This window comes from Intrasporangium zincisolvens, from assembly GCF_034724055.1.
Taxonomy (GTDB): domain Bacteria; phylum Actinomycetota; class Actinomycetes; order Actinomycetales; family Dermatophilaceae; genus Monashia; species Monashia zincisolvens.
Map to the genome: position 1 here is coordinate 56,125 of NZ_JAWIIL010000001.1, position 26,894 is coordinate 83,018.

Consider the following 26,894-nt stretch of genomic DNA (forward strand, 5'->3'; position numbering starts at 1 on the left):
CATGACCACCCCCACCGAGCGCCCCTGGCTCGACGCCGCGCTGCCCGTCGAGGAGCGCATCGACCTGCTCATGGCGCAGATGACCCTCTCCGAGAAGGTCGCCCAGACCCATCAGGTCGCCAACATCCACCCCGACGACGACGCGGAGCAGATCCGCGCCGGTCGCATCAGCTCGAGCCTCTACGCGTCGGGCGCCACCGCCGGCAACGAGCGCGACGAGGGCGTCCTCGTCGGCAACATCGACGCGGCGCAGCGGCACGCCGTCGAGGGCAGCCGCCTCGGCATCCCGATCCTCTTCGGCCGCGACGTCATCCACGGCCACCGCACCGTGTTCCCGATCCCGCTCGGACTCGCCGCCTCCTTCGACCCCGAGCTGCTCGAGGAGGCGGCGACGATCGCCGCCCGCGAGGCCGCCGTCGACGGCGTGGCGTGGACGTTCACACCGATGGTCGACCTCTCGGAGGAGCCGCGGTGGGGCCGGGTGGCCGAGTCGCTCGGTGAGACGCCGGTGCTGTCGGGCCGGCTCGCGGCCGCGCTGGTGCGCGGGTTCCAGGGCGAGCACCCGAGCGACCGCGACCGGCTCGCCTCGTGCGCCAAGCACTTCGTCGGCTACGGCCTGGCCGCCGGCGGGCGCGACTACGACACGGTGAGCGTCGGGGAGAACACCCTGCGCAACCTGCACCTGCGCCCGTTCAAGGACGCCGTCGACGCCGGCGTCACCACGGTCATGGCGGCGTTCAACGACGTCGACGGCACGCCGATGCACGCCCACGAGCGGCTCATCCGCGAGGTGCTCAAGGACGAGTGGGGCTTCGACGGCGTCGTCGTGGCCGACTGGAACGGCATCGGGCAGATCGTCTTCCAGGGCGTCGCGGCCGACCGGCGCGAGGCGGCCAAGCTCGCCATCCACGCCGGCGTCGACCTCGACATGGTCAGCGCCTCCTACCTCGACCACCTCGAGGAGCTCGTCGAGTCGGGCGAGGTGGACGTCAGGCTCGTCGACGACGCGGTGCGCCGCGTGCTGCGCCTGAAGTTCCGGCTCGGCCTTTTCGAGCACCCGTACGCGACGCGCGAGGGCGCCTCGAACGCGCCCACGCCACAGACGCGCTCGGTCGCGCGGCGTGCGGCCCACGCGTCGCACGTGCTCGTCAAGAACGACGGCGTGCTGCCGCTCGGGCAGGACGCCGGGCGCGTCCTGCTGTCGGGGCCGTTCGTCGACGACGGCGACGCGCTGCTCGGCACGTGGGTGCTCGACGGCCGCGGCGAGGAGGTCGCCACCCCCGGCGACGCGCTGCGCGAGCGACTCGGCGACCGTGTCACCGTCGCCGACGGACGCTTCCCCGACGTCACGCTCATGCAGGCGCGGGCCGCCGACACGTCGGTGCTGCTGCTCGGGGAGCACCGGTCCCGCTCGGGCGAGGCGCAGTCGGTCGTCGACATCGGCCTGCCGCCGGGGCAGCTCGAGCTGGTGCGGGCGGTGGCCGCGTACGGCAAACCGCTCGTCGCCGTCGTCTACACGGGGCGCCCGCTCGACCTGTCGGAGGTGCTCGACCTCGCCGACGCCGTCGTCGTCGTGTGGCACCCGGGCGTCGAGGCGGGGCCGGCCCTGGCCGACGTGCTCCTCGGCGACGTCGAGCCGCACGGCCGCCTGCCGATGACGTTCCCGCTCTCGACCGGGCACATCCCGACGAGCACGCACCAGCGCCCGACCGGCCGCCTCATCCGCGCCGACGTCGACCGGCAGGAGGGCCGCTACATCGACGCGCTCACCTACCCGCGTCTGCCGTTCGGCCGCGGACTGTCCTACACGACAGTGGAGTACGGCGAGCCGAAGCTGTCCGACGCGACGCTCGCCGGTGACGCGTCGGTGGCGCTGTCGGTGACGGTGACGAACACCGGCGACCGGCCGTGCCGAGAGGTCGTCCAGCTGTACTTCCGCGACCCGGTGGCGCAGGTGACGCGTCCCCTCGTCGAGCTGACCGACTGGGCCGTCGTCGACATCGAGCCGGGCGCGGCACGCGAGGTGCTCTTCGACGTGCGCGCCGAGCAGTTCGCCTACTACGGGCGCGACCTCACCGCACGCGTCGACGACGGCGCCATCGAGCTGCTCACCGGGCCCGACGCGGCGACCCTGCAGTCGGTGACCCTGACGATCCAGACCGCCTGACCTCCTGATCCCCACCCAGACCACCTGAGAAGGACCATGATCCAGACGAAGGACCGACAGCTGCTCATCGGTGGGCAGCCCCGCATCGTCATGGCGGGGGAGGTGCACTACTTCCGTGTGGCCCGCGAGGAGTGGGGTCAGCGCCTCGACCTGCTCGTCGAGGCCGGCTGCGACACCGTCGCCTCGTACATCCCGTGGATCGTCCACGAGCTGCCCGACGGGTCGATCGACGTCGAGGGCCGGACGCGTCCGGAGCGTGACGTCGCGGCGTTCATCGACCTCGCGGCCGAGAAGGGGCTGCGGTTCCTCGCCCGGCCGGGGCCGTTCATCATGGCCGAGCTGAAGAACGAGGGCCTGCCGTACAGCGTGTACCGCGACCACCCGGAGGTCGTGCCGTCGGGCTGGGACGGCGTGCCGACGACGTCGCGCACCGTCGACTACCTCGCGCCGGCCTTCCTCAAGGAGACCGGCCGCTGGTACGACGCGATCATGCCGGTGCTCGCGCCGCGGCTCGAGCCGGTCGGCGGCAACGTCGTCGGCGTGCAGCTCGACAACGAGGTGGGGATGCTCGCCTGGGTGACGAACACGCCCGACCTCACCGACGGGCTCGTCGACGCGTTCGGCGCGTTCGTCCGCGACCGTCACGGGGACGCGTCGCCGTATTCGGCCGCGCCGGGCTCGGACGACTGGGCGTCGCTCGTGCGCTCGCCCTCGGAGGCGGACGCGGGGCCGCTGCGCCTCGACCTGGGGCTGTTCATGCGGCGTCGGTTCGGTGAGTACGTCGCGACGCTGCGCGCGATGTGCGAGGAGCGCGACGTCCGCGACGTGCCGTTCCTCGTCAACATCCACGGCACCGAGGGCGGCAACGGGGCGCCGTTCCCCATCGGCATCAGCCAGCTCGTCGACACGTACGCCGGCATCCCGGGCATGGTCTCCGGCTCGGACCACTACCTCGGCGAGGCGACGCTCAACACGATGACCGACCTCTACGTCATCAACGCCTACATGGCCGCGGTGCACGACGAGGACCAGCCGCTGACGTCGCTGGAGTTCGAGGCCGGTTCGGGCGACTACGGCGCCGGCGCGGAGATGCAGTACGACCCGTCGACGGCCGACCTCAAGACGCGCCTGTGCGTGGCCCAGGGCAACAAGCTCATCAACTACTACCTCTTCGCCGGCGGCATCAACCCGCCGATGGACGAGACGCTCGGCGACGGCAACGAGCGCGTCTCCTTCACCGGCGAGCGGCACGGCACGGCGGCGCCGGTCGGGCCGGAGGGGCAGAAGGGCTACGCGTACGAGGCGACGGCGGCCGGCATCCACGCGGCGAAGGCGAACGAGCCCTGGCTGGCGCGGATGACCGAGGACCACGACGACGTGTCGCTCGGGCTCGTCCTCGACTCGTACATGACCGAGTACCACCACCCCGGTTCGGCGCTCATGACCGACGTCGTCAACGACCTGACCTCGTTCCGCGGTGCGGGCGAGCGCAAGGCGCTGGCACGTTCGCTGCTGCTGGCCGGGTTCCGGTTCGGCGCGACGTGGCTGGAGGCGTCGCAGCCTGCTGCGGGGTCGACGGTGGTCGTCGGCTCGGGCCGGTACGTGTCGGAGCGGGTGCAGTCGCGCCTGGTGGCGCACCTGTCGGGTGGCGGGAACGTCGTGCTGCTTGGACGCGTGCCGGAGCGTGACCTCGACGGCACCCCGTGCACGGTGCTCGCCGACGCGCTGGGCGTGAAGCCGGGCGTGCTGCGGCGCGACTTCGAGCACTACTACCCGTCGCTCGTCGCGCACGGGTGGGCGGCGCCGTGGCCGGAGATGCGCGCCGGCTGGGTGCAGCCGCTGGAGCACTCGCGCGGCGACGTCGTGCTGACGGACCTCGACGGTGGCGTGTGCAGCCTGGACATCCCGGTGGGCTCGGGGCGGTGCATCCTGCTGACGGCGCAGCTGCCCTCGGACCCTGCGTTCTTCGGGCGTGCGCTGTCCGCGCTGGGTGTGCGGCCGGGGCTGCGGTTGTCGACCGAGTGGCCGGGGGTGTTCGCGACGACGATGAGCGACTCTGACGGTCAGCGGACGCTGCACCTCATCAACACGTCGGGGACTCCCGCTCGCCTGACCGTCGGGCTCGACGGGACGGCGATCGCCGCTGGCGTGGAGCTCGTGCTGCCGGCACGTAGTGGCCACATCCTGCCCCTGGGGCTGTCGGTGGGCGGGCGTCGCATCGAGTGGGCGTCCGCCGAGATCGCGGCGGTTGCCGCCGACGGCGCGATCAGCTTCCGACCCGGCGTCGACCCCGACGCGGGGACGACCGTCGTCATCGGCGGCGAGCACGTCCGGCTCGCGCCGGGGGAGCACGTGCTGACGTCGAGCTGACGCGACCGTCACCGGAGCGGCCGGGGTGCGACGTGCGCGCATCCCGGCCGTTTCTCTGTGCGGAGCTGCGGCGGCCTCGACGTGGCTCATCCCGTCTCGCGATGACTGACGGCGAGCGGACTTCGGCGCCTACGGTCGATGGGCAACCAGGGCCGGGTCACGTCGGCGGCGGGCTGGCCTGTCCCGTTCCCCGCCGCCGCGCGAGGTGACCCCATGACCACGTCAACCCTCCTCCTGCCGTTCCAGCCGGCGAGCATGTCCGCAGCCCAGCTAGCTGCGGTGTCGTTCCTGGCGCGCTACTCCGGGCGGACACACAGCCTCTACGAGTTCCAGCTGCGCGAGTGGTTCGCCTGGTGCGAGCGAAACGGGCTCGAACCGTTGCAGGACATCCAACGCGCCCACGTAGAGCTGTACATCCGACAGCTCGGCGACCGCGGACTGATGACCTCGACGGTCGTCACGATGATGCAGGGCGTTCGCGGCTACTTCCGGTTCGCCCACATCGACGGGCTCATCGCCGCCGACCCGGCCGTGTACGCGCGACTGCCGAGGGTGAACTGTGATGAGTCACGTACTCAGGGCCTGGACCGGCTCGAGCTGATCCGCTTCCTGAAGGTCGCCCAGACCATCACGGTCCACCACGGAGCCCTCGCCTACCTGCTCGGCATCAACGCCCTGCGTGCCTCGGAAGCCGCGGCCGTCCGGATCGAGGACTACGCCGACACCCTGCGCGGCTACCGCGTCCTTCACCTGGTCGGCAAGGGAAACAAGCCCGCGACCATGCCGGTTACGGTCCCCGTGCTCCGGGCGCTCGAAGCTTGCCGCGGCAGCCGGACGAGCGGGCCGCTGGTGCTGCGTCCCGTCTCCGGCCACCCGATCGACCGACGCGACGTGTACCGGATGGTCGAGCGCATCGCGAAGGTCGCCGGCATCCCGCGGCACATCAGCCCGCACTCACTTCGGCACGCCGCCATCACCAACGCCCTCGACGCAGGCGTCCCCCTTCGCGACGCCCAGATCCTCGCTCGCCATGCCGACCCTCGCACTACCGAGCGCTACGACCGCGCCCGAGGAAACCTCGACCGTCACGCCGTTCACTTCCTCACTGCCTACGTCGCCGGCGTCTAGGAAGGCGCTCGCACCTGCCACACACCGCCCAGTTGGCGCCAGCACGACGGCGCCCAGCTGCGATGATCACTGCGCCCACTAAGGGATGCCCATCCGCCCAAATAGCTCCGGCGCCACGGCATCCGTGGTGCCGGACCGCCAGCGCCCATTCAGGGCCAGCGACTGAACGACGAGTCGGAGCTAGCGCCCCGGCCGCGTGCGCGGTGGCGGCTCCACTGCGCCTGCTTAGGGCCAGCCTCACCGCCCCTCGGTGGGGAGGACGAGGCGAACGGCGATGACAAGACATCCAAACGTGGTCCACTCACGTACTCTCTGCGCATGGAAACCGCGCGCCGAATCGAAGTGCTCGACAAGCAAGTCACTGAGGCTAAGAACGGGCACCCAGACGACTTCGAGCGTTGGCGAACAGCCACAGAGGTAGCCCTCCGAACAGTCATGGGCGAGGATTCACCATTGGTAGCCGATTTCCGGAAGGTTACATACTCGGCCAGTTTCTACGTGTCAGGCATGGACACTAGCGGATACCGGCCAGCAGGGGTGAAGAAGGTCATCGCCTTGCTTGAGGCCGCCAAAAGCGAGCTAGCGCTGCGGGATGAACTCGAGGCCGTAGTCGTCGCCGACGGTTCAACCGGTGGTGAGGCTTCCACGGAGAAGGGCCGCATGTTCATCGTCCACGGCCACGACGACACGCGAAAGCACGAGCTTGCGCGCGCATTACAGGCCCTGACGGGTGCTCAGCCGATCATCCTGCATGAGCAGCCGAACGGTGGCCGATCGATTATGGAGAAACTAGAGGCATACGCAGGATCCGCGGGGTTTGCCGTCGCACTCTTCACGGCTGACGACCTTGGGCGCGCTAAGGACGCGAGGGTCGACTCTCCACGGGCGCGGCAGAATGTCGTGCTGGAGGCCGGCTACTTCGCGGGCCTCTTGGGTCGGTCGCATGTAGTCGTGCTGCACGAGTCTGGTGTCGAGATCCCCAGTGACCTTGCGGGGATCGCGTATGTGCCACTGGACAACGCTGGCGCCTGGAAACTGAAAGTCGCGCATGAGATCGCGAACGCAGGATTCATGGTCGATTGGGCTGCAATCGCAGGTCAGTGACGCCTGACGCCTTCTCAGCCCAATACTGGGGTTCAGTTCGGCATATCCTGCACGTCGCCATTCTCTACGTGACGGATGTCGAACGGTGGGGCATGTTCGCATCGAATAGGACCCAGCATTCAGTGCGATCCCACTTGCTTCATCCGATATCTCTACTCGCGCTGAGCCGCTTCCACAAATCCGCCTAGCCATCCCCCCATAATCGTCAGTCGAGTCCGAGCCTCATTTGCTGTATTCGCACTCGCGAAGGGGTCAAATCCGGCGGTCACTCGTGGCGCATCCGGAACCTCCATGATCGGGAATAGCCGATCAAACTCAGCGCGGAAGGTCTCGTCGATCGCGCCGCGGACCTCCTCGCGGAGCACCGAATACGATTTCACCAGGCCGGTCACGGCTGTAGCCGCATGGTTTTGCGGCACCGCCGCCACTGCTGCATCTATCGCACCCCTGAGCCTAATGAAGCGTCCAATGTCTGTACTCACGAGGCGAGCATACGGCGTGCGAGCCGACAGTCCACCCGAACAACGCCTCGCGCTTCTGAAAGCAGGGGACTTCGCTAGTGGTGGGATGACATCGAGTTGACAGGCTCGGATCATCCCCTTGCGGGCAATGCGCCCTTCCCGCAAACGCTGATGGGGCCGAACGCAATTTGCAGAGGCGCCGTTCGAATCCGAAAGCGTCCGACCGTCCGACCAGGTTGGCACTTCGACTGAACTTGGTAGGGCGGCTAACGCAAAGCCGCCCTACCAAGTTCCAGAGCTTGCCGAAGAGCCGAGCTCTCGTCTTCATCAAGTGGGTCGACGCCATGCTCCGCGCGAAGCCTTGCAAGCTTGTGCAGATAAAAGAGACTGATACCCCGTGGAAGAGACCTCCAGCGCTTCGCGACCGGATCCCAGCCACTTGGCATCAAATCATCCTCCTCGAATTCATTCAACTCATTGGAGGCAAAATCCAACACTTCCCGCATCGAATCATCGTCGAGGTCACGGAGTTCCTGCATCTCGGGGTCGTGCGAATTTGAAAAGGTTAGCCATCCCACGGCAAGCGCCACCACGTCATCACCATCGCGAGTGAGCAGGGCTTGAAGATCCGCGACGTTTTCTATTCCAAGCTGCTGCAACTCTGGTATTCGCCACTCCGCATACGCCGGCGAAAGTGGTTCGGGGGCGACTGCCTTCGCAGTCATGATGCGCATGTCTAGAGAGGTGAGGGTGCCGTCCTTCGACATGTAAGCCACGAGCGCCTCTCGGTCCAAAGGAAGGTTTGTCTCGCCTTGCCCGATTGCTTGGTTGACTTCGGCAATATGGCGAGCGATCTCTTCTCGGATCGCCACGAACTCGTCGTCCGCAATCTCAAACATGCCAGCGAGCCGCGAGAAGCGGCGACGTGTATGGGCCGAAACGGAGACCGGAGACTTGTAACCGAGGTCATGTTCGACCTCCGCCCAAGCGTGCTGAAGGATAGACCGAACTTGGACCTCGAAACGGCATTCGGCAAAGCGTGTGTACTCGGCGAGGGATGCGCGGGCCTTGCCGAGCGTCCCAACGAAGTGCTGAGAGCGGTAACCGAAGCGATCTGGGGCGAGAGCGTCACCCTTATTTGCGGACTCCGAGTGATCGATCGAGAATTCGGCGCGAATCAAGTCCGCCGCAATGTCTACCTGATCCGAGAAGTACGTTATGATCCGGAGTCCAAGAATATCGTGCAGGTCTCCAAGACCCGCATATCTGTCGCTGCGCGCACTCAACTTCTTCTCTGCGCTTGCCTGTGTCTTGACCCGATGAGTCACCGAATGAACCGAAATCTGACGCTGCTCCAGCAGCGCGCGAAGGAGCGATTCCAACTGGGGACCGAAGGCTGTTGGTACCGCTACCAGTCTGTCCCAGCTATCAATTTGCGAGAGTTGCTCTCCTGGATGCTCCATGTGCGAGATCGTACGCGTCCGACTGGCGCGAAGGTCAACAGAGTCAGACTGGAGAGGCGCTCGAAGTTCATCTGGACTACTCGGCCCAAGCGCCGGTAGCTCACTTGGCGGGTTAGCGGTTGGGTTGCCGACAGATCGCACGCATGCGGCAGGCGCAGTGAGTTACCGAATCAACATTAGCCTTGAGGGTGCCCCTACCCACCCGAGCGACCGGAGGAAGTCACACGGTGGTTCATGGAGCTTCCGCGGTGCCTCACGCTAGCGCGCTCTTTCTCCAGCCCCTTGATGGCCTCCTGACCGCCCACGCGTGTGGGCACGCTGTGTCAGTAGACACCGGCGCGGCCGAGGCGCCTCTCTCCCGCTTCCGCTCCGTTCAGTTGCGCTGGTAACGCGCCGCGAGGAGCCGCGGCAGACCGCGCGAAGGAGTCAAGACCTCACCCCATGTGGCGCGGACCCGGGCGCTCCCAGCTCTTGTGTCATCGCCGTTTCCACTTCATGTGACTCAGCGAGAACGACCTGTTCGGGACCGGAGAGCTCCCCAAGCCTACTTTGAAGGCCGTTGATGGCCCGCCACCCGCCACCACGCAGGCAGTCGTCTGCTGGAGTCTCGTAACTCGCGCGCCATTCGGCGTCGAGGTCAGCACGTCGGTGATCGCCAAGGCGCCTATGTCGCGACGGCCGAACCGCGGCCCCGGGTCTGAGCGGACCCGGGGCCAGTCCTGCCTTCAAGAACCGATTGTCTCGCCGAGTTGAGCGAGCAGGCCGATGATCTGCTGTCCGGCAGTGGTCGCACCAGCCATAAGGGCAGCCTTCCCCGCCTTGGCCATCAGCGTCTCGCGCTTGCCGGTACCGCTTTCCACCTCGTCCCGGATTGACTCGACCTCTGCACGCAGTCGAGCGTGCTCGACGTCTTCCGGTACCTGGTCGAGGATCTGCCGGGTCAGAGCCAGCACTTGCTTGTGCGTTTCCGTTGTGATGGTTTGGTGGACAGTAGCGGTGTTGCCGGTGCCACCTGTTACGGCGCCCAGGGTGCCCCCAGTCACGTTGGTGTTGGTGCTGTAGTCGTTGTTGACTGACACGAAGCCTCGCTCCACGTATTCCCTGATGTTGGGTTCATGCATGGCGTACATGCCGTTGACTGTGACCTCGGGACGAAGGTCTGGTGCGCCCATCGCCTTCAAGGTTTTCATGAGGCCCCTCTCTACGAGGAATGCCAACGCCATCCGTGCTTCTGAATCGGTGATTGGCTGACCATCGACCTCGCCGTCGGCGGTCCCGATAAGCGCGAAAGCGCTGCCCGGAGATTTGTCAGCGACGAATCTGAGCATCGCCCGCTGGACGGCGTCCCAGCGTTCAGGCCCGTTCTTGCGGGAAGCAAGCACCTTCTCCGCCAGTTCGTGCCCTTCGCCGGTCAGTTCGAGTTCTCCGGCGATGCTGGTCTCCTGGACAGCTAGACCGATGTGCCGCAGGCGTTGCGCCGCTGCGATTGCCGAACGCTCATCGCTTACCCCCGCTCCGTACACGCTCCTTAGAGATGCTCCGCCCGCCTCGTGCGCGTTGAGAAGGACCTTCTCCGTCGCGGTTCCCCGGATTTGTCTCCACGTCTCTTGGATGCCCACGCTTCTCCCTGTCTTCGCCAGAACACCGAGCCCGTAGCCCGACTGAGAACAACCATCGCAGACCAGACCGACACTGGGCTGCCCGTCCGCAGCGGAGGTTCGCCGGCAGTATGCACGTAGCTGGGCGGCGGCAGTTGGTTCTGGTGATACCGGCGCCTCCAGAGCGCGTCCCGCTCTGACCCTCGAGTCTCGGCACGCTCCGCTCGCAAGTGGTCCCGGGATGTCTTTCCCAGGTGCCGTACGCGTCGTGGAGCAACGCCCATCCAGGCATACTCCGCATCCGAGGACCGTGGCGCGCTTCCGAGGGGCCGGTGTAAGCGCATTCGAGTTTGAGTGGTTGTGAGGCATCGTGGGTGAGTCACATCGCCGCCCGTGGGCCAGCTGCTACTCGATTCGGGCCTGGCTTCGACCATCCGAATCCTCTGGTTGGGATGGGCTCCAGTTCTTGGACGGCTCGGTCTTCAGGGCGTCCTGGATCCGGCCCACCCTCCATCCCCATCTACTGGAGCGCTCAAATGCTGGATGTTCTTTGAGGAGTCTCGAGAGTAGCGGTCGCTCTCTTCGATCCAATTTCAATGCTTCGCACAAGTCACCCATGTTGGAGTCCGGATTGCGCACAAGTCGTGTGGCGACTCGGACCTCCAACCGATTGATGTCGGTCGGTGCAAGCAGGCGAGTTCCTAGCAGAGCGCTTTCCGCGGCCGTCATCCGCTCGCGAGCGTCTACCACGTTCCTGCTGATCGACTCAATCGCGCGGGCAACCCCGGCACGACGGGATGCGCTCGAATTGATCCCGTAGAGCAGTGCTGCTCCGACCAACGCGGTAAACGACCATCCGGCCGCGCGGCCAACACCTAGCCGAGCGGCCGTGCCCTCGACGACGCCATTCACGCCACGGCCGAGACCAGCGAGCATCATGCCCGCGCCAACTTCAGTTTGGCGGTAGTTCGCTACAAGTCCCAGACGGCCTAGCCTCTCCTCGTAGTCTGCGCGGAAGCGAGGAGCATGCCCGGGTACGCGGAGGTGGCGGTCATGACAAAAGACGGCCGTGCCAGAAACCAGAAGGGCTACCTGAACGTGGGCAAGATCTTTGGGGTCGACGACGTTATCGACCTGAGGCATCCAGTGATCATGAGAGTGAGGCGCGGCTACCACGGGAATGCGCGACAGATACTCATCCTCGAGCAAGGCGCGGAGTTTGGCATCCTCGACTTGGTGAAACCGAGCAGCCCTTGCTGACATCCACCCGAGCTCTAGAAACGCCTGATCAGACATGACTGCAATGACCGTGCGAGTATTAATCGTCTTTAGCAGGACAGATTGCTCGCCGGATCGCAGCACCCCGCACGCGTCGCCAAGCAGGACGTCGGCGTCGATAGAAACGACGTCAACTGATCCACCCCGCACCGGCGCAGCCCAGAGCGGGTGCTTTGACGGGTTTAAGGATGGAGACGGTTCGGCCACGATCCTGACCATATCCCTGACCACTGACAGTAGTCCGGAGTGGGAGAGGCGGCCGACGAACTCGTTCACGCTAGCCCGATATCCGGTCTCGATGCATTCCGGTCGCCGCGTCGAACCGGCGGCGCCGAGCTTGCGTCACATCGCCGCCTGCCGCTCGCGCCACATGCGACATGAAGGGGCGTCGTCCGACGAGGGGCATGTGCGAATGGACGTCGTTACGCCTCCGGAGAGCTCTCGCGGCCGCATGGTGGTGGGGAGATGACCGCCCCCGACCACGGTGCACCAATGCCCTCCGAACGCGAGACATCTCAGCCGAGCAGGTGGACCGTTGAGGGAGGCGCCGCACGGTTGCCTGCAACAACAGGACTTCCAGTGACCCTGGCGATCGGCGGTGCTAGCACGCCACACAGCCTGCACGACAAGCCGAAGGGAACGGCGCATGAAGCGTGATGTGCATGCGTTCAGAGACTGGCTGGCCCTGCGCTCGACTTTGGGAGCGATGGCTTTGCTCGTTCTAGGGGTTCTGTTCGTCAGTATCGAGGCCCAGTCGCCCAACTGGGTTTACTTCACGGGTGACCACGTGACAGGCACTGTGGAAGAAGGAATCGTTTACTACAGAGTTGATGGACGCGACTACACGCAGGACGACACTCGATATCCGACGGGGGCCGATGGATCGAAGGTCAGTGTCTACTTCTACCAAGACGCGCCGGCGGACGCTCGCATCGACCAGCCGACCCGGTGGATCGAGGGCGTGACCATGGTGCTGTGGTTCGCGGCTGCCGTGCTACTCGTGCTGGTGTCCGCAGTGCGGCGCTCAAGGAGGGACCGGCACCCCCAGGTGTGACTCGACGCGGAGTGCTCTCGACCGATCTTCACTGATCCAGCGGGCGGCTCGCACCCATGAATGTGTCCGGCTATCTGCTGACGCGGCCGCGTGGCCGCCCCGTCGAGCCCCACGCTCATCGGCGCGATCTGTGACTGGCAGGCGTCCTGCCAAGCCCTACGGCTCGCTCCTTGTCGGGGACCGAGGGCCTTTTGAGCTTTTCGATGGCTTGCCCGTCTCCACTTGGGCCCGGACCTGGACTCCCGCGATGAGGACGGCGACCGGACGGCTCAGGGCGGACACATCTCGTGAGGGGTCACCGTCAACGACGAGAACGTCAGCGGCATGACCCTTCGCGAGTCGGCCGGTCACTCCGCAGAGGCCGCAGGCATCCGCCGTGACGGAGGTCGCGGCAGCCAGCGCACCGGCGGGGGAGGACCCGGCCTGGACCATTTCACTCACGACGCGCCACACGTTGCCGTGCTGCTTGGCCGGCGCCATCCCCGAGTCGACTCCGGTGATGACGCGGAGCCATGCTCGCGGAACCGGCTCAGGCAGCAGCTGCTGCCCGTCCTTCTTCAGGAGCCGACCGCCCGGGGAAGGGAGAGGGCGGTCGGCCTGAGGACGCACGGGCGGCGGCGCAGCCGGAATGATGCGCGATCGTTCCTATCACTCGATCGAGTGATGTGCTCACCGCTGGCCGGCGTGACACTCAAGGTGCCCAGTCCCACTCAAAGGACTTCGCGTGTGCTCGGCCAGGTTTGAGTGGACCGGGCCACCCCGATGCACAAGTAGGAGGACACATGTCGGTCATCATGATCGCGGAGATTGCTGGCGCCGACGCCACGTTCTTCGATGCGATGCGCACCGCCGGAGTCGTGGACGCGCTCGCGAGGTACCCCGGGTTCGTCAGCCACGCCAGTGGCGCGGCGGACAGCGGGTACCGCGTCATCGAGGTGTGGGAGTCACGCGAAGCCCACGAGGACTGGGTCGAGAAGGTCGTCCTTCCCAACATGCCGCCCGGTGCACCGCCACCCACCATCGAGTACATCGACCTCCTGGCGGCCGTGCCAGGGAGCTGACGACCCGCTGATGGAGGTCGAGCCGCAGGTAAGTGCAGGCATGACGGCCGAACACTGTCGTGGCGATTTCGGCATCGGGTTTCACAGCAGAGAGCGACTGGACCCACTTGCCACCCCCATCGGCAGCGGCACCGCCGAGCCGGCTCACGTGGCTTCAGCGCGTGCGTCACTTCGCCGCCTGGCGGGCGTGGCCAAACGCTCCAGCTGCAGCACTGCGCCCGGGCCACTGCATCGCCCCGGTCGGGCGCAACTGAGGGCAGGATGTGAGGATGCCCCTCTTCGAACTGGCCAGCGAAGGGAACCTCAAGAAGGTCCCAACAACGAACTTCGCCACTGAGCAGGTACTCGAGCGCGCGGACCTGCAGCGGGCGCTGCGGGCAAACATCTCGGTCCTGAACCCCGACCTGCTCGTCGTCGCCGAGGAGTTCGGAGACTTCGCCGACGTCAGGCGCAGGATCGATTTGCTCTGTGTCGACCGTGAAGGCCAACTCGTTGTCGTCGAACTGAAGCGCACCGAGGACGGCGGTCACATGGAGCTGCAGGCTCTGCGATACGCAGCCATGGTGTCGACGATGACCTTCGAGCAGTTAGCGGACACCTACCAGCGCTACCTCGGTCAGGTTGCGCCCGCACAGGTCGAGAGTGCCCGCGCGCACCTTGCCGAATTCTTGGAGGACGCCGGCGGCGAGGACACTGTCTTGGAGCGCCGGGTTCGCATCATTCTGGTCTCTGGCGGATTCGATCCCCAGATAACGACGACCGTGCTGTGGTTGAACGATATGTACGGCCTCGACATCACCTGCATCCGCATGGTGCCCTACCGCGTCGACCAGCGACTGCTGCTCGACGTACAGCAAGTGATCCCCCTTCCGGAGGCAGAGGCCTTGATGGTGCGCCTGCGCCAGCGAGAGACTGCCGCTCGAGCATCCGCGTCCTCCGGCGGGGCGGACTGGACTCAGTATGTGATCGTGACGTCGAGCGGCGAGTCGGAGCCGCTGCGAAAGCGTCGCGCCGTTCTCGCTCTTGTACACGCACTTCACGGCGCGGGGGTCAGATGTGCTGACATGCAGGAGGTAATCCCGGGGTCTCGCTTCCTGGGTGTCGATGAAGAGCTCGACGGCGAAGAATTGGCAGAGGCGTTCGTGACCGCCTATCCGAAGGCGCACGAACGCGAACGTCGCTGGTTCCTAGACCAACCCGTGCATGAGGACGGGCGAACCTGGGTGTTGTCAAAGATGTGGGGCACGAACACGGTGGCGACACTGGATGCACTGATCGCCCTGGCTCCCAACGGTGGATTCGGATATCGACCCATCTCCTGAGTCGTGGACTCAAAATCCGGCACCCGAGACAGAGCAACATGCGTCATTCCGCCGCGTGCGCGTCGAGTCGCGACCCCCGATTGAGCCGCTGCTGAGAGACTCGCGTTATGGCAGCAGGCGGCCCCGGCGACCATTGGCGCGCCGACATCTTCATTTGGAATCGATCGGCGTTCGGCCAACCTGCTGACTCGTTGATTCGGGAGATCGCGGCGTTCGGGGGCGCCCACAATGCTGGAGGATGACGGCGCCCTGGGCAAGCGGCTCTGGGACCTGTGGCCGCAGTGGGGTCAGGTCGACGCTGAGGCGCTACGACGGCTTACTCAAGACCTGATAGAGGTGCGGGACGAGCTGAAGCCTGAGGCGATCGCGCGCGGATGGGAGGTCGACTAGCGGCGCGTCAACTCTCGGCGGAGGACGGGCGATGACGCTGTGTGCCACTCGAGCTTGAGGCCGAGTCTCTTCCCGGGCGAGCTCGCCATCCCGTGTCTCGCGACCACTGTCTAGCGGCCGGGCAGTTCTGCCGCCGGCGGTGCGTCTCATCGCCGCATCAGTCGCCTGCTGCCTGGCCCGCTCCGACCGCTGCACCCTCTTCGTAAATGCCCTGCCCATCACTGCCCGGATTGGAGGCTGGCGCCGGTCGTCGGGTACTGCGTGTGACTCCAGCTAGACGCGCCGTGCGGCGTCTGCTCCTGCGAGGTTCCCTGAGGGCGATGCGCCTCTGCTTCCACTGGGCGATCCGGACCGGCCGGTCCTTCGTCCCGCAACCGGGGCCGCCGTTGTGGACGGGCTCATCGCTTGCTGCGCTAGTCGCAGATCGATCGGTCCACTGTTGCGTCAGCGAGGTCAGAAAGAGGCCGGCCAATGCACCAAGAACCAGCAGCAGGAGTTCGTCAAGTCGACCTGCGACGGGGCCGATCAACAAGTTGGAGGAGATGGCAGAGGCTCGTACGGATTCTTCGCCCTGCCACCGCGCCTCGCGCGGCTGAAGTGCCTTCCCTTCCCCGAATACTTGCTCAAAGTAGGCGCTCCAACTCACGACCGCCGAGACTTGTACCGCCGCTCCTGACTTCGCGTCGGAACGGGTGTCGATCGTCAGGTCGAATATTTGGCGCCCGCGGTCAAGATCCGCGATGGCGTTCGTTTCAGCGAGTTGTACATCCAGGTCCTGAACCAGTTTGCCCGTCATTGGGCAAGCGTCCGTTCTCGTAACGTCATCCTCCAAGGTGCCGATCACCGTAACGGTGACCTCTTGGCCTCCCGCGCATGTCGTGGCGATCTGCAGAGACGCGGGCACCCCTGTCGCCCAGTACAACTCAGCTTCTGCCGTCACGGACTGGATGGATCCATGCGAGGCGCGCACTATCAGCAGTTCTCCCGGCGGAGCCTCGCCACCACCAGATAGCGGGGTGAACCTGCCCAGATAGAGGAAGGCGAGGATGCCGACGACCAAGAGACCGAGGCCCGCCTTGATGGTCCGCCTTGACGCGGGGGCGGCCTCCCCCCACGCCTGCTTTGGTGTCCGCACGCAGGGATTCTGGCATGGCAGGTCACAGCCGGATACGTCGACAAGCGCTCTCCAGTTGTGGACGGAGTTCGAGACGCTCATTTGAGGCGGGAGCATCTGTGATCGCGGCTGAGCGCCACTCGCCGCGTTCGCCGTTGTAGTTGAGAACCCGCTCCCGGACGAACTCCTCGAAGCCGTTCCACGGCTTGATGCCGTAGATGTGGATCGGCTTGTCCTGCCATTCGCCGGTCAGCCCGAGGTCGCCCCAGGTGCGGATTGGGGTGCCGCCGCGGTGGTGGGTCGTGGACAGCAACCGGTCCAGCTGGTCGAAGGACAGCTTGTTGATCGGGTTGTCCTTGTTGACGACGAAGCCCATCGAGTCGAGAAATCCGAAGTGCCGGTAGGAGCCCCCGGAGATCGGGATCGAGGTCGGGCCATAGCCGAACTTCTCCCGGAAGGAAGCGTCGTCGGAGGGCTTGAGCTCGCGGGAGACGAAGACACAGTCGAGCTTGCCGTCGATGAGGGCCAGGGCTCCGAGGCTGCCGGCGTAGGGCGGGTCGACGTTGATTGTGACCTTGGGGTACATCCGCGTGAACTCGGCGATCCAGTCCTTCGACAGGGCGGCCAGCACGTCGGAGGCGCCGCAGTTGTACGTGCCGCGGAGGGCGTTCTGCTTGAGCGGCTGGTAAGCAGCGAGAGCGGCGTCTGGGGTCGGCTGGAGCAGCTCAGGGGTCGGGGTGGGGCGTCCGTGCTCTTTGTTGAACTCGTCCTGGGCATCGGTTTGCTTGGTGACGGTCACCTGCGGTGCGATGGCCCACAGGGCCAGCTCCTTGGCTGTCGTGTTGGTCTCGGCCAGGCCAACTGCGGCGCCCGTGGCCGTGAGGGCCGCACAGGCCACGCCGATCGTGGCCAGGCGGAGAGGATGACGTCTCATTTGGGTGCTCCTCGTTGAGCGGTGGTGGAGACCCAAAACGTAGGAATGCGTCTGCTGGCGAACAAGAATGCATAGTTTGGCGGCGTTGAGTTCATAAAGCTCATCGTTGGTGGGCCTGCCGTGCCCGAGTACCTCGCGGTTAGGGTGCGGCTGTGCAGCGCGTCCCGACGATGCCTGGTGATGAGCGCCGGACGACGACGTTCAGGGCGCCCGGTCGGTGGCCGCTACCCCTGCGCGCCCAAGTGGTCCTTCTCGTCACCGCACTGGTGACAGCCACACTCCTGCTGTCTGTTGTCGTGGCCGCCTACATCGTGCGCGGCATCGTGCAACGCCAGTTCGAGATCCGGGCCCTGACGATCGCCCGTGCCGTCGCGCTCGACGGGCGGTACGCGACATGGCTCGAGTCAACGACTCCATCGCCCACCGGCCCCGTCCAGAGGGAGGCCGAAAGCGTCCGGGTCGGCACGAACGCCCAGTCGGTGATTCTTATCGACGGGCAAGGCATCCGGTACAGCCATCCGGATGCCCGGCTGGTCGGAGGGAAGGTGCGCGCCGACCTTCGAGCCGTCCTCGCCGGCGCCGAGACCATGGCGGTCGAGGACGAGGCCGACGGCTCGGCGGCGCGGGGGCGAGTCCCACTGCACGACGACGCGGGCCGTGTTGTCGGCGTGGTCAGTGTCGGGCTGGGCATGAGTCGGGTGAACGACAGCGTGTGGGCGATCACCCGCGGCCTGGTTCTTGCCGGTGGTGCGGTACTCGTGCTCGGCATCGCCGGGGCCTACCTGTTGGCCCGGCGGCTACGACGGTCGACGCATGGCCTCGAGCCGGCGGAGATGGCCGACCTACTCCGAGGTCAGCAGGCGCTGCTCTCCGGAGTCAGGGACGGGGTCATGGCGCTCGACGCGGACGGCACGGTGACCGCGACCAACGACGAGGCGCATCGAATCCTCGGTGTGGTTCCCGTCAACGGCGTCAAGGCCACGGACGCGGGCCTGCCGGCCGAGGTGCTCGAGCTGGTGAGTCGCGCCGACGGCCCTCGAGGTGAGCTGGTCGCGGTCGGAGACAACACGGTCACCGCGACCCGGCTGCCGGTGATGCGCGACGGCCGCGACCTCGGCTCGGTTCTCGTGCTTCGTGACCAGTCCGACCTCGATGACCTCTCCCGCGAGCTGGAGGCCACTCGGGCACTCACCGACGCGCTGCGTGCGCAGGCCCACGAGTACACGAACCGCATCCACACGGTCGCCGGCATGCTTCACCTCGGCCATGTGGCGCAGGCCCGGGACTATCTCCTGCAGCTGCACTCGGCGACGACCTGGGGAGAGCTGATCACCGACCCGTACCTTGCGGGACTCCTCACCGCGAAAGCGGCAATCGCCTCCGAGGCCGGCGTGCTGCTGCGAGTGGGTGACACCACGTGGGTGGAGGGTCGGCTGCACCATCCCTTGGACTGCGTCACGGTCGTGGCGAATCTCGTCGACAACGCGATCCGTGCGGTCGACGAACCTGAGCCTTCCGAAGGGTCGGACCCTGACCGACGATGGGTCGAGGTGACGCTCGTGTCCGATGGTGCGGCGTTGGTGGTCCATGTTGTCGACTCCGGCCCGGGGATCGCACCAAGGGACAGCAAGACGATCTTCCAGCCGGGTTTCACGACGCGCGCACTCACTGTGCAGGACCGCCGACGCCATGGGCTGGGACTGTCGCTGGCCCAGCGCACGGCGCGTCGGCACGGCGGTGACGTCGAACTTGTCGACCCAGGTTCGCATGGCCACGGTGCCGCGTTCACCGCCCGTCTGGAGGACGTCATCGAAGGTCCGGGAGGGGCCTCATGACCACCTTGCGAGTGCTCGTGGTCGACGACGACTTCCGGGTCGCCCGCCTGCACTCGGACGCCATCGACGCAATGCCCGACTGCCAGGTCATCGGGCAGGCGCGCACCGCCGCGGAGGCCCTGCGCATGGCACAGAGCCGTCACCCCGACCTCGTCATCCTCGACGAGTTCCTGCCCGACGCGCCCGGCTCGTCCCTGCTCGGCCGCCTCGGTGCCCCTGTCATCGTGGTCACCGCTGCCAACGACACCGCCACCGTGCGGCGAGCGCTGTCAGCCGGAGCGGTCAACTACATCCTCAAACCCTTCGACCTGGACCTGCTCGTCGACCGGGTCCGCGCGTTTGCCAGAACCCGCGCCGGCCTGGTCGGAAACCGGCCGGTGGAACAGGCCGACATCGATCGGGCGCTCACGCAGATGCGGGGCGGAGCAGGGTCGGAACCCCCGCCTCGACGTGGCGGCTCGGAGACGACAGCGGGGCTGATCAGGGATCTGTTGGCTTCTGCCTCAGGGCCGCTGACCGCATCGCAGGTAGCGCAAGCAATCGGCGTATCCCGCGTAACGGCGCAGCGATACCTGTCCGACCTAGCGCAAGCAGGGCGCGTGACCATCGCCCTGTCCTACGGCTCGGCAGGCCGGCCGGAACATCACTACTCCTGGGTGCACCGCTGAGAAGGAATCGGCGCTTCGCTTCCAACCAGGCGGTTCATGTCGCTGCCGGCGCTCACTCGATGGCAGAGCCTTCAGAGCCCGTCGCGCCGTTCGTTCCGTGCGAGCACATGTTCTCGTGGTGGCGCACCGGTCTCTAGGGCCTGATCCCGAATGGTCCCAGTGCGCCGGCGTCGACGCGCAGTGACTCGAACAGCGCGTACGCGTTGTCGACGGTGAAGACGTCGGCTCCTGCCAGCTTGCCGAGGTACTTGTCGACGATGGGGGCCGCTGCTTGCTGAGCGGCCGCGTCGAGATAGGTCTTGAAGATCGCCCAGGCGTTGCCGGCCGGCCCGTACTTCTGGAAGAACGGAGTGGGGTCGAGGGATGCCAACGTCTGCTTGGTGCTTGCGTCCAGATCCCGGATGTACTGTCGCTGCAGGTCGCCGTCGGCGCGGACTCCGAGGCGGCCGAGGTGACCGCCGACGAGGGTGGTCCAGCCGTAGTTCATGGCGGTGTCGTGTGCGCGCACCCAGCCCGGAATGTTCTGTGAGACAGCCAGGTTCTTGAACGGCGCCCAGCCCGGAAAGAAGACGTCGACCACCATCAGCGTGCGTTGCTTCGGCGCGTAGATGAAGATGTTGTCCGGCGTGTGGTTCGGCCCGTGGTAGGCCAGTTCGAGCCGATCGGTGCCGAACTCGAGGACGTGCTGGTGTTTGAACGTCAGCTTCGGGGCCGGACGGTTCGGGTCGCCGGCCTCGAGCAGTAGTCGTCGGGTTTGCTCATGTCCGACGCGGACCACGTTGTCGCCGAAGATCGAGGACGCCCCGATGTGGTCGGCATGGAAGTGTGAGTACACCAGGTGGGTCACGGTGGACGGTGTACCCGTCGTGCTGGTGACGTGCTTGATTGCCCGCAGCAGGTTGTGTCCGATGGTGGGAGGCGCGTCCACGACGACCACGCCGTGCGCGGTGGCGAGGAACATCGACTGGTAGAAGCCGTCCGTCACCCAATAGAGGTTGTCCTTGATCGGGCCGACGAAGTAGCCATTCGCGTTCAGCGCCGGACCGAGGGCACTCGGCGGAACGGGCTCGAACGACGGCAGGTCTCCGGCCGAGGCCGCGTCTGCGCGAATGGCACTCGCCGGGACCAGTGCCGGGCCGAGAATGGCTGCTGCGGCTGGCGCTGCTGCCCCGAACGCGGCGCGTGCGAGAAAGCCACGCCGGCTGGGCTGTGTCGTCGGGTGCGGGATGTCAGTCATGGGGGTGTTCCTTTCCGCTGGCGCGACCTGGCCCGGCGCGATGTCCTGCGGGGTTTCGCCGCTGCGGTGATTGATTCGAGGTCAAGAGTCGTGAGATGTGCCGACAGACGGGCGAGCAGATCGGTCAGCTGCTCCCGCTCTTCGGCGGTGAAGATCGAGAACTCTGCCGCGTGCAGCGCAGTCACCTCGGCCAGATACGCGTCGATCACGGGCTGGGCCGCTTCGGTCAGTTCGATGAGCACCACCCGGCGATCGTGGCTCGGCCGCACCCGCCGGACCAGGCCCCGGCGTTCCAGGGTGTCGACCAGCGAGGTGATGCTCGCGCCACTGACGAGCAGTCGTTCGCTGAGCACGTTCGCGGGCAGCGGCTCGCCGGCACCTTCTACGGTGGCGAGGAGGATCCGCGCCGCGGGGGACAGGCCGTGCCGACGCAGCGCCCGAGTGTCTGCATCAGTGAACCTGCTCGAGGTGAGCATCAGGTTTTGCGCGCACTCGGTGGCCGATGCATCGCCGGACGGGAACTCGCGCGCGAACGCGCGGCGGTCGACCCTGGCAGTCGGCTCGTGCCCCCGGTCGGCCGGGGGCACGTCGGCCGTGGACCTGCTCAATAGCTGAGCTGCTCGGACGAGTCGAGATATGCGATCTCGGGCGAACCCGTCACGCCGCCCTTGCGCATCGCTTCGGGCAGAGCGGAATCCGAAGCGAACTCCTCGGCCGACCCGCGGTCGGGGAAGTCGATCAGGACGGTCACCTGGTTGCCGTCGTGCAGTACCCGATGGCCGGTTGCGCCATGCTGGCGGCGGGTCGCCTCATGGCCGTCGAAGGCGTGCTTCCAGTCGTCGTAGCTGTCGACGGTGTGGCGCACGAGCAGTGTTGCCGTCATCTCAACCTCCGTGGTCCGTGGACTCCTTAGAGTTCCGATCTTTAGATCTCTAAGGAGTACTCCGGTGGCGGGAACCTGGTCAAGAGGCAAATCGGGCGCTCTGGCAACGTGATCGCTCGCGCGGGTGGCGGGCCGCGGAGAACAGCGTCGGCCTCGCATTGCCGCGTCGCCGGCGGTGCTGCGTCCCAACCATCAGATCGGACCACAGCCGTGTCAGAGGGACATCGTCGGTGGACGTGGACGTGTCCGCCGACATCCCTCGACGTACCCAGGGTCCAAGCCGCCCGGCATACCGGGGCGGTTCAGAATGGTGCCGCGCAGAGAGCCCTTGTGGAACCTGGCCGAGCGGGTCGCCGATGCCGCCACGCTCTCGAGGGGGCAGCTGCACATCGAGGTGCCACCCCGTCCGAGTGTCGGCGGCCGGACGCGTGACGCCAGCTCGACCCGACGCCACAGGCGTGGATGGCGCCGGGTCGAGGGGAGGGGTCAGTTCACGGTGGCCTGGTAGGTCAGGATCTCGGTCCCGTTGCCTTCGTCACCGTTGTCGGGTGCGACGCGCATGGTCAAGTGGTTGCCGTCTGCGGTCATCTTGAACGGGTTACGCGTGGCGACGTGTCCGGCGGTGGACCACTTCTGGAACGGGACCTCGCGGGCGACCTGCTGCGAGGTGAGGTCGAGCATGGCCATGCCCCCGAGTTCGTAGGTCGCTGTGGTTCCGCCAGCGCTGGGGGTCTGCGGCAGGTTGGTGACTCCCGCGCAGAGCATCTTGCTGTTGGGGACGTACTGGCAGTCCTGGTAGTCGATGAAGAAGTTGGGGTTGTCCCAGGTCTTGAGCTGGGTGCCCTTCAGGTTCCATTCGGCGAAGCGCCGCGAGCCCCAGGTGTTGCCGACGAGGTGTCCGGTCTGCTTGTCCATGACGATGCCGCCGAAGTGGTCCTTGACCTCGAACTGCTTGTGGACGTCCAGGGTCTGGGCGTCGACGCGGTAGATGATGGCGCTCGAGTTCGGGCGGTACTGGGCGACCGGTACCCAGACGTTGGTGCCGTCGAAGTCGATGCCGCCGGGGTGGTACATGTCGCCCTCGCCGAGGGTGATGTCCTTCTGCAGGTTGCCGTGCAGGTCCATGACGAACAGGTGCCCGATGCCCTTGCCGGCGGTGCGGTCGTAGCCGCCTTGGGGCGTCGGGTACTTGACGGTGGGTTCGGTGATCTGGACGGCGGACAGGAAGATGTGCTCGGGGGTGAAGGCGATGCCTTCGGTGTGGTAGGTCGGGAAGTTGAGCTTGAGCTTGGACGTCAGCTGCCAGGCAGTGTTGCGGTCGACCTTGTCGAAGGTGTCGGCAAGGGCGGTGTCGGTGCTGTGGCTGTCGGCACTTTCGATGGTGTGGGCGGTCGCTACGGCGGCGCCGGTGAGCGTGACTGCAACGGCTGCGGTCAGCGCGTAGGCGTGGGTACGGATGCACTTCATGGGAACCTCTCGGGTGTGGTTGGTCCCTGTCGCCGACCGACGCTATGGAGGTCGGGTGAACTCCGGGAGGCGCTGGGCCCGATGCCGTCTGAACGGCAGAGGGAGCCAAAGCCAGCACAGAACTCCCACTGACTCGAGGGTCGTTCGTGTGCGACACTCCGCCGCGGCTGTTTCCACGGATTGGTGGTGCGCTCCGGATCCTCATGGGCGGAGACGCAAGTCCTGCGCGGTGACTGTCGCGTCCTGGACGACCGTCGGACGAGTGACCTTGGCATCACCCTGGTTCGGGACACCGGGCCTGCCCGGTATGCACGGAACAGCAGTCACTAGTGTCGAGCAGGTGGACACGCCCCGGATCACCCTCGGATCCATCAACATCGAAGCCGAGAACCCAACATCGTTGGCGAAGTTCTGGGCAACCGTCATGGGCAGCACACCAATCGCCAATGGCGATTCTGTCTACCTCCCACCAGCGGGCCCGGGTGGCTTCGCGATGTTCTTCCAGCCACTGACCGCGCCACGCCCTGAACGTCTCACGATCCACCTGGACCTAACCGTGCCCTGGGGAGCGCGAAGCCAGGAGGTCGACCGACTGGTCGCCGGTGGTGCAATGAAGCAATGGGACGTCCTCGACGAACATCCCCACGTGCGGTGGACAACCCTGGCCGACCCCGAGGGCAACCTTTTCTGCGTGGCAGAACACCCACCCACGCAGTAACACCGTTGCAGCCGTTGGGACACCGGCGGCGATCGCCGCGTCTTGTCGCCGCTTGCATTGCAGTCGTGCGGTAGGGGCGCGGAGAGGGCCGGTCCCACCCTCGACGGCTGTCTCCGGGCGTCAGCGGAAACACTCAGGCGGGGAACACGCCGCTGGAGAGGTACCGGTCGCCGCGGTCGCAGACGACGAAGACGATCGTCGCCCCCTCGACCTCCTGGGCCACTTGCAGGGCGGTCCAGCAAGCGCCGCCCGCCGAGATACCTCCGAAGATGCCTTCTTGGCGGGCCAGCTGGCGGGCCGTCTCCTCGGCGTCGGTCTGGGTGACCTCCACGGTCCGGTCCACCGCCGAGGGGTCGAAGATCTTGGGCACGTACGCCGGTGGCCAGGCGCGGATCCCGGGGATCTTCGAGCCCTCCGCGGGTTGTGCCCCGACGATCTGGACACTGGGGTTGCGCGACTTCAGGAACCGCGAGACCCCGGTGATCGTGCCGGTGGTGCCCATCGCGGACACGAAGTGTGTGATCCGTCCGTCGGTCTGGCGCCACAGCTCCGGGCCCGTCCCTTCCTCGTGGGCACGGGGGTTGTCCGGGTTGCCGAACTGGTCCAGGACCCGGCCGCGGCCCTCCCGCTCCATCCGCGCGACGACGTCGCGGGCCTCTTCCATGCCGCCACTTGCCGGGGTGAGGACCAGGTCGGCTCCGTACGCCTTCATCGTCTGGATCCGCTCGGTGGAGGCGTCCTCGGGCATCACGATGACCAGTGGGTAGCCGCTGATCGCCGCCGCCATCGCCAAGCCGATCCCGGTGTTGCCCGATGTGGCTTCCAGCAGAGTGTCGCCGGGGGATATCTCCCCTCGCGCCTCCGCGCCCCGGATCATGCTGATCGCCGGCCGGTCCTTGACCGAGCCGGCCGGGTTGTTCCCCTCGAGCTTGGCGAGCAGCACGTTGCCGCGGCGTTCGTTCTCCGGCCCCGGCAGGCGCTGCAGACGCACCAGAGGGGTGTCACCGATGACGTCCTCCATCGTGGGGTACGCCGGAGGGTTGCTCACACGCCCGAGTCTAAGGCGGTGGCCGCTGAACAAACGCAGCCGACTGCACGCCCCGCACGCACCCACCGAGCACAGAGAGGTCCGCGCGGATGACGTAGGTCCGGGAGGCCGTTCACACCCCTGCCCGACGTGAACCTGCGTCTAACCGCCGCTAGCGCGCAGTGCGTGGTCACCCATGTTCGGGCAGTCCGCTGTTGGCGCTACGACATGCGGCTGGTGGGGGCGCCGGCTGGCCCAGGTTCACGTTGACGGTTGGCCCCTGAGATTGGGTCAAGCGCGTCGTGGGGTCGAAGTCCGTGTGCTCCCACTTCCATTGGACGATGCGAGGGCCGACCCAGAACAGGTAGACGCCGAAGGTGATGATGGTCAGGGCCAGCCATTTGATCCAGGTCCCGAACAGGCCGACTGCTGTGCCGGTAAAGATCAGGCGTTGTCCGTCGATGTACGAGTGCTTCGCGCGCCACCGCTCATTGAGCACCAGCGCGAACGGGTAGCAGATCCCGAAGGTCGCGACCGTGATGAAGACCCCGAGGATGGCTGTGCCGAGGTAGGTCCCAGCGCCGCCGTCAAAGCGAAAACGTCCGGAGTTGTATGACATTGGTTCGTGCCTTCCTGCACTTCGCCTGCCGTGCTGATGCCACCAAGGGCGTCCGGCGGCAGGACTTTCTGCGTTGGGTTGCGACGGGCAGGACAAGCTCGCCGACGCGGGCGGCGCCACTCGCACTGGGCATTGGCAGGGCTGTGCTGGCCCGTTAGCGGATAAGCCCGGAGGTGCCGTCCATCGCGACGAAGCGATAGCCGCGTGCCTTGTACCAGGCGATGATCTTCGGGAGCGCGGCGACGGTGTTGCCACGGAAGGAGGAGACCTTGCTCTCCGGCTCGCTGGATGCCTTGCCGGCGTGCATGAGCACGATCGGGTGCGAGGGGTTCGCGTAGCGCAGGTCGGTGCCCTTCTTCAGGATCGCGGCCTGAGCTGTCGCGGACAGGTAGGGCGGCTGTGACCAGTCCTGGGTGTCGACGCTCCACAGGACGGTGCGCATGTTGTTCAGCTTGGTGGCCGCGTCGACGTTGTTCATGTGGCCGCCCGGGGGCCGGAAGAAGCAGGTCGGCTTCCCGGTGAGGGCGCGCTGCTGGGCGGCGGTCGTCTTGATCTGGTTGTTCAGGTACGACACGGCCCAGAAGCCATTGGCCGCAGTCGGATAGGCGTGGTCCCACGTGTGCGGCTCGATCAGGTGCCCCTGCGCGGCAGCGGACTTGAGCACCGCGGGCATACGGGCGTCGTACTTGCCGACGTTGAAGAAGGTGGCGCGCACGTTGTACTTGCGCAGCACCGCCAGGACCGCCGGCATGTACTCCGGCCTCGAGTCGTCGAAGGTGAGCGCGACCGTCTTGCCGGTCCCGGGCGCAGTCCGCGTACTCGTGCCGGCCAGCGACGTGTTGCAGGTGGTCGCAGCTTCGGCCGCGGTGCCATGACCGGTTGTCACGAGGATGGACAACAGAGCGGTCGTGGTCGCGAACGCGGCAACGGCGCGGGCGGTATGCGTCCCAGCACGTCGAATGTCGATGACGGTCATACTGGCGGATCTCCCCTGTA

The 26,894-nt window shown here is 66.5% G+C and carries 23 protein-coding genes; 10 read left to right on the forward strand and 13 right to left on the reverse strand.

From position 1 onward, the window contains the following. Position 1: 1 nt before the first annotated feature. The 4 genes from RY076_RS00280 (at position 2) to RY076_RS00295 (ending at position 6,769) form a co-directional block, all read left to right on the forward strand. Positions 2–2,167 carry a glycoside hydrolase family 3 N-terminal domain-containing protein gene (locus RY076_RS00280; RefSeq protein ID WP_323095297.1) on the forward strand — a complete coding sequence of 722 codons (2,166 nt, stop codon included), beginning with the start codon at positions 2–4 and terminating at the stop codon, positions 2,165–2,167. A gap of 36 nt (positions 2,168–2,203) precedes the next feature. After that, complete coding sequence (locus tag RY076_RS00285) at positions 2,204–4,537, forward strand: beta-galactosidase (RefSeq protein ID WP_323095298.1); 2,334 nt, start codon at positions 2,204–2,206, stop codon at positions 4,535–4,537. Between the two features lie 213 nt (positions 4,538–4,750). Further along, on the forward strand, positions 4,751–5,665 hold the full coding sequence (locus RY076_RS00290) for a tyrosine-type recombinase/integrase (protein ID WP_323095299.1): 915 nt from the start codon (positions 4,751–4,753) through the stop codon (positions 5,663–5,665). 318 nt (positions 5,666–5,983) lie between these two features. Beyond that, on the forward strand, positions 5,984–6,769 hold the full coding sequence (locus RY076_RS00295; protein WP_323095300.1) for a nucleotide-binding protein: 786 nt from the start codon (positions 5,984–5,986) through the stop codon (positions 6,767–6,769). 727 nt (positions 6,770–7,496) lie between these two features. Here the strand turns inward: RY076_RS00295 and RY076_RS00300 are convergent. The 3 genes from RY076_RS00300 to RY076_RS00310 form a co-directional block, all read right to left on the reverse strand. Then, complete coding sequence (locus RY076_RS00300) at positions 7,497–8,693, reverse strand: hypothetical protein (protein WP_323095302.1); 1,197 nt, start codon at positions 8,691–8,693, stop codon at positions 7,497–7,499. A 725-nt stretch (positions 8,694–9,418) separates the two neighbouring features. Further along, positions 9,419–10,312, reverse strand: a complete 894-nt coding sequence (locus RY076_RS00305; protein WP_323095303.1) for a hypothetical protein — start codon at positions 10,310–10,312, stop codon at positions 9,419–9,421. A 384-nt stretch (positions 10,313–10,696) separates the two neighbouring features. Continuing rightward, the gene (locus tag RY076_RS00310) at positions 10,697–11,845 is read right to left on the reverse strand and encodes a PIN domain-containing protein (protein ID WP_323095304.1); all 1,149 of its coding nucleotides are present in this window, start codon (positions 11,843–11,845) and stop codon (positions 10,697–10,699) included. 370 nt (positions 11,846–12,215) lie between these two features. On the opposite strand from RY076_RS00310, the gene RY076_RS00315 reads away from it, so the two are divergent. After that, positions 12,216–12,623 carry a hypothetical protein gene (locus RY076_RS00315; protein WP_323095305.1) on the forward strand — a complete coding sequence of 136 codons (408 nt, stop codon included), beginning with the start codon at positions 12,216–12,218 and terminating at the stop codon, positions 12,621–12,623. A gap of 156 nt (positions 12,624–12,779) precedes the next feature. Here RY076_RS00315 and RY076_RS23625 read toward each other — a convergent pair whose 3' ends face one another. After that, positions 12,780–13,232, reverse strand: a complete 453-nt coding sequence (locus RY076_RS23625; protein ID WP_413785718.1) for an amidohydrolase family protein — start codon at positions 13,230–13,232, stop codon at positions 12,780–12,782. Between the two features lie 173 nt (positions 13,233–13,405). On the opposite strand from RY076_RS23625, the gene RY076_RS00320 reads away from it, so the two are divergent. Both RY076_RS00320 and RY076_RS00325 read left to right on the forward strand, forming a co-directional pair. Further along, a complete protein-coding gene (locus tag RY076_RS00320) occupies positions 13,406–13,684 on the forward strand; it encodes an antibiotic biosynthesis monooxygenase (protein ID WP_323095307.1) in 279 nt (92 codons plus the stop codon). Positions 13,685–13,953: 269 nt separating this feature from the next. Then, on the forward strand, positions 13,954–15,006 hold the full coding sequence (locus RY076_RS00325) for a hypothetical protein (protein WP_323095308.1): 1,053 nt from the start codon (positions 13,954–13,956) through the stop codon (positions 15,004–15,006). A gap of 547 nt (positions 15,007–15,553) precedes the next feature. Here RY076_RS00325 and RY076_RS00330 read toward each other — a convergent pair. Together RY076_RS00330 and RY076_RS00335 are read right to left on the reverse strand one after the other, a co-directional pair. After that, positions 15,554–16,531: a hypothetical protein gene (locus RY076_RS00330; RefSeq protein WP_323095309.1), complete on the reverse strand. Its 978-nt coding sequence runs from the start codon at positions 16,529–16,531 to the stop codon at positions 15,554–15,556. 22 nt (positions 16,532–16,553) lie between these two features. Then, the gene (locus tag RY076_RS00335) at positions 16,554–17,444 is read right to left on the reverse strand and encodes a PstS family phosphate ABC transporter substrate-binding protein (protein ID WP_323095311.1); all 891 of its coding nucleotides are present in this window, start codon (positions 17,442–17,444) and stop codon (positions 16,554–16,556) included. 296 nt (positions 17,445–17,740) lie between these two features. Between RY076_RS00335 and RY076_RS00340 the strand changes: the two genes are divergently transcribed. Next, positions 17,741–19,279 (forward strand): sensor histidine kinase, encoded by a 1,539-nt coding sequence (locus RY076_RS00340; protein WP_323095312.1) that lies wholly within the window; start codon positions 17,741–17,743, stop codon positions 19,277–19,279. Beyond that, the gene (locus RY076_RS00345) at positions 19,276–19,947 is read left to right on the forward strand and encodes a response regulator (protein ID WP_323095313.1); all 672 of its coding nucleotides are present in this window, start codon (positions 19,276–19,278) and stop codon (positions 19,945–19,947) included. The genes RY076_RS00340 and RY076_RS00345 overlap by 4 nt, the downstream gene beginning before the upstream one ends. Positions 19,948–20,080: 133 nt before the next feature. Here the strand turns inward: RY076_RS00345 and RY076_RS00350 are convergent, their stop codons facing one another. The 4 genes from RY076_RS00350 to RY076_RS00365 form a co-directional block, all read right to left on the reverse strand. Continuing rightward, positions 20,081–21,184, reverse strand: a complete 1,104-nt coding sequence (locus RY076_RS00350) for an MBL fold metallo-hydrolase (RefSeq protein ID WP_323095314.1) — start codon at positions 21,182–21,184, stop codon at positions 20,081–20,083. Further along, the gene (locus tag RY076_RS00355; protein ID WP_323095315.1) at positions 21,181–21,771 is read right to left on the reverse strand and encodes a MarR family winged helix-turn-helix transcriptional regulator; all 591 of its coding nucleotides are present in this window, start codon (positions 21,769–21,771) and stop codon (positions 21,181–21,183) included. Before RY076_RS00355 ends, RY076_RS00350 begins: the two co-directional genes overlap by 4 nt. A 17-nt stretch (positions 21,772–21,788) precedes the next feature. Further along, the gene (locus RY076_RS00360) at positions 21,789–22,067 is read right to left on the reverse strand and encodes a hypothetical protein (RefSeq protein WP_323095316.1); all 279 of its coding nucleotides are present in this window, start codon (positions 22,065–22,067) and stop codon (positions 21,789–21,791) included. Between the two features lie 486 nt (positions 22,068–22,553). Then, positions 22,554–23,534, reverse strand: coding sequence for a DUF6454 family protein (locus RY076_RS00365; protein WP_323095318.1), 981 nt, complete (start codon positions 23,532–23,534; stop codon positions 22,554–22,556). Between the two features lie 340 nt (positions 23,535–23,874). Between RY076_RS00365 and RY076_RS00370 the strand changes: the two genes are divergently transcribed. After that, positions 23,875–24,252, forward strand: coding sequence for a VOC family protein (locus tag RY076_RS00370; protein WP_323095320.1), 378 nt, complete (start codon positions 23,875–23,877; stop codon positions 24,250–24,252). Positions 24,253–24,385: 133 nt separating this feature from the next. Here RY076_RS00370 and cysM read toward each other — a convergent pair whose 3' ends face one another. The 3 genes from cysM to RY076_RS00385 all read right to left on the reverse strand — a co-directional run bounded on the left by cysM (position 24,386) and on the right by RY076_RS00385 (position 26,874). Next, positions 24,386–25,273 (reverse strand): cysteine synthase CysM, encoded by an 888-nt coding sequence (gene cysM, locus RY076_RS00375; RefSeq protein WP_323095322.1) that lies wholly within the window; start codon positions 25,271–25,273, stop codon positions 24,386–24,388. A gap of 196 nt (positions 25,274–25,469) precedes the next feature. Beyond that, positions 25,470–25,898 carry a DUF898 family protein gene (locus tag RY076_RS00380; RefSeq protein WP_323095324.1) on the reverse strand — a complete coding sequence of 143 codons (429 nt, stop codon included), beginning with the start codon at positions 25,896–25,898 and terminating at the stop codon, positions 25,470–25,472. A gap of 154 nt (positions 25,899–26,052) precedes the next feature. Then, positions 26,053–26,874, reverse strand: a complete 822-nt coding sequence (locus RY076_RS00385) for a polysaccharide deacetylase family protein (RefSeq protein WP_323095326.1) — start codon at positions 26,872–26,874, stop codon at positions 26,053–26,055. Positions 26,875–26,894: the final 20 nt, after the last annotated feature.

Coding starts and splice junctions, on each gene's coding strand:
- RY076_RS00280 (WP_323095297.1), top strand. CDS start 2: ATGACCACCCCCACCGAGCGCCCCTGGCTCGACGCCGCGCTGCCCGTC.
- RY076_RS00285 (WP_323095298.1), top strand. CDS start 2,204: ATGATCCAGACGAAGGACCGACAGCTGCTCATCGGTGGGCAGCCCCGC.
- RY076_RS00290 (WP_323095299.1), top strand. CDS start 4,751: ATGACCACGTCAACCCTCCTCCTGCCGTTCCAGCCGGCGAGCATGTCC.
- RY076_RS00295 (WP_323095300.1), top strand. CDS start 5,984: ATGGAAACCGCGCGCCGAATCGAAGTGCTCGACAAGCAAGTCACTGAG.
- RY076_RS00300 (WP_323095302.1), bottom strand. CDS start 8,693: ATGGAGCATCCAGGAGAGCAACTCTCGCAAATTGATAGCTGGGACAGA.
- RY076_RS00315 (WP_323095305.1), top strand. CDS start 12,216: ATGAAGCGTGATGTGCATGCGTTCAGAGACTGGCTGGCCCTGCGCTCG.
- RY076_RS00320 (WP_323095307.1), top strand. CDS start 13,406: ATGTCGGTCATCATGATCGCGGAGATTGCTGGCGCCGACGCCACGTTC.
- RY076_RS00325 (WP_323095308.1), top strand. CDS start 13,954: ATGCCCCTCTTCGAACTGGCCAGCGAAGGGAACCTCAAGAAGGTCCCA.
- RY076_RS00335 (WP_323095311.1), bottom strand. CDS start 17,444: ATGAGACGTCATCCTCTCCGCCTGGCCACGATCGGCGTGGCCTGTGCG.
- RY076_RS00345 (WP_323095313.1), top strand. CDS start 19,276: ATGACCACCTTGCGAGTGCTCGTGGTCGACGACGACTTCCGGGTCGCC.
- RY076_RS00350 (WP_323095314.1), bottom strand. CDS start 21,184: ATGACTGACATCCCGCACCCGACGACACAGCCCAGCCGGCGTGGCTTT.
- RY076_RS00360 (WP_323095316.1), bottom strand. CDS start 22,067: ATGACGGCAACACTGCTCGTGCGCCACACCGTCGACAGCTACGACGAC.
- RY076_RS00365 (WP_323095318.1), bottom strand. CDS start 23,534: ATGAAGTGCATCCGTACCCACGCCTACGCGCTGACCGCAGCCGTTGCA.
- cysM (WP_323095322.1), bottom strand. CDS start 25,273: ATGGAGGACGTCATCGGTGACACCCCTCTGGTGCGTCTGCAGCGCCTG.
- RY076_RS00380 (WP_323095324.1), bottom strand. CDS start 25,898: ATGTCATACAACTCCGGACGTTTTCGCTTTGACGGCGGCGCTGGGACC.
- RY076_RS00385 (WP_323095326.1), bottom strand. CDS start 26,874: ATGACCGTCATCGACATTCGACGTGCTGGGACGCATACCGCCCGCGCC.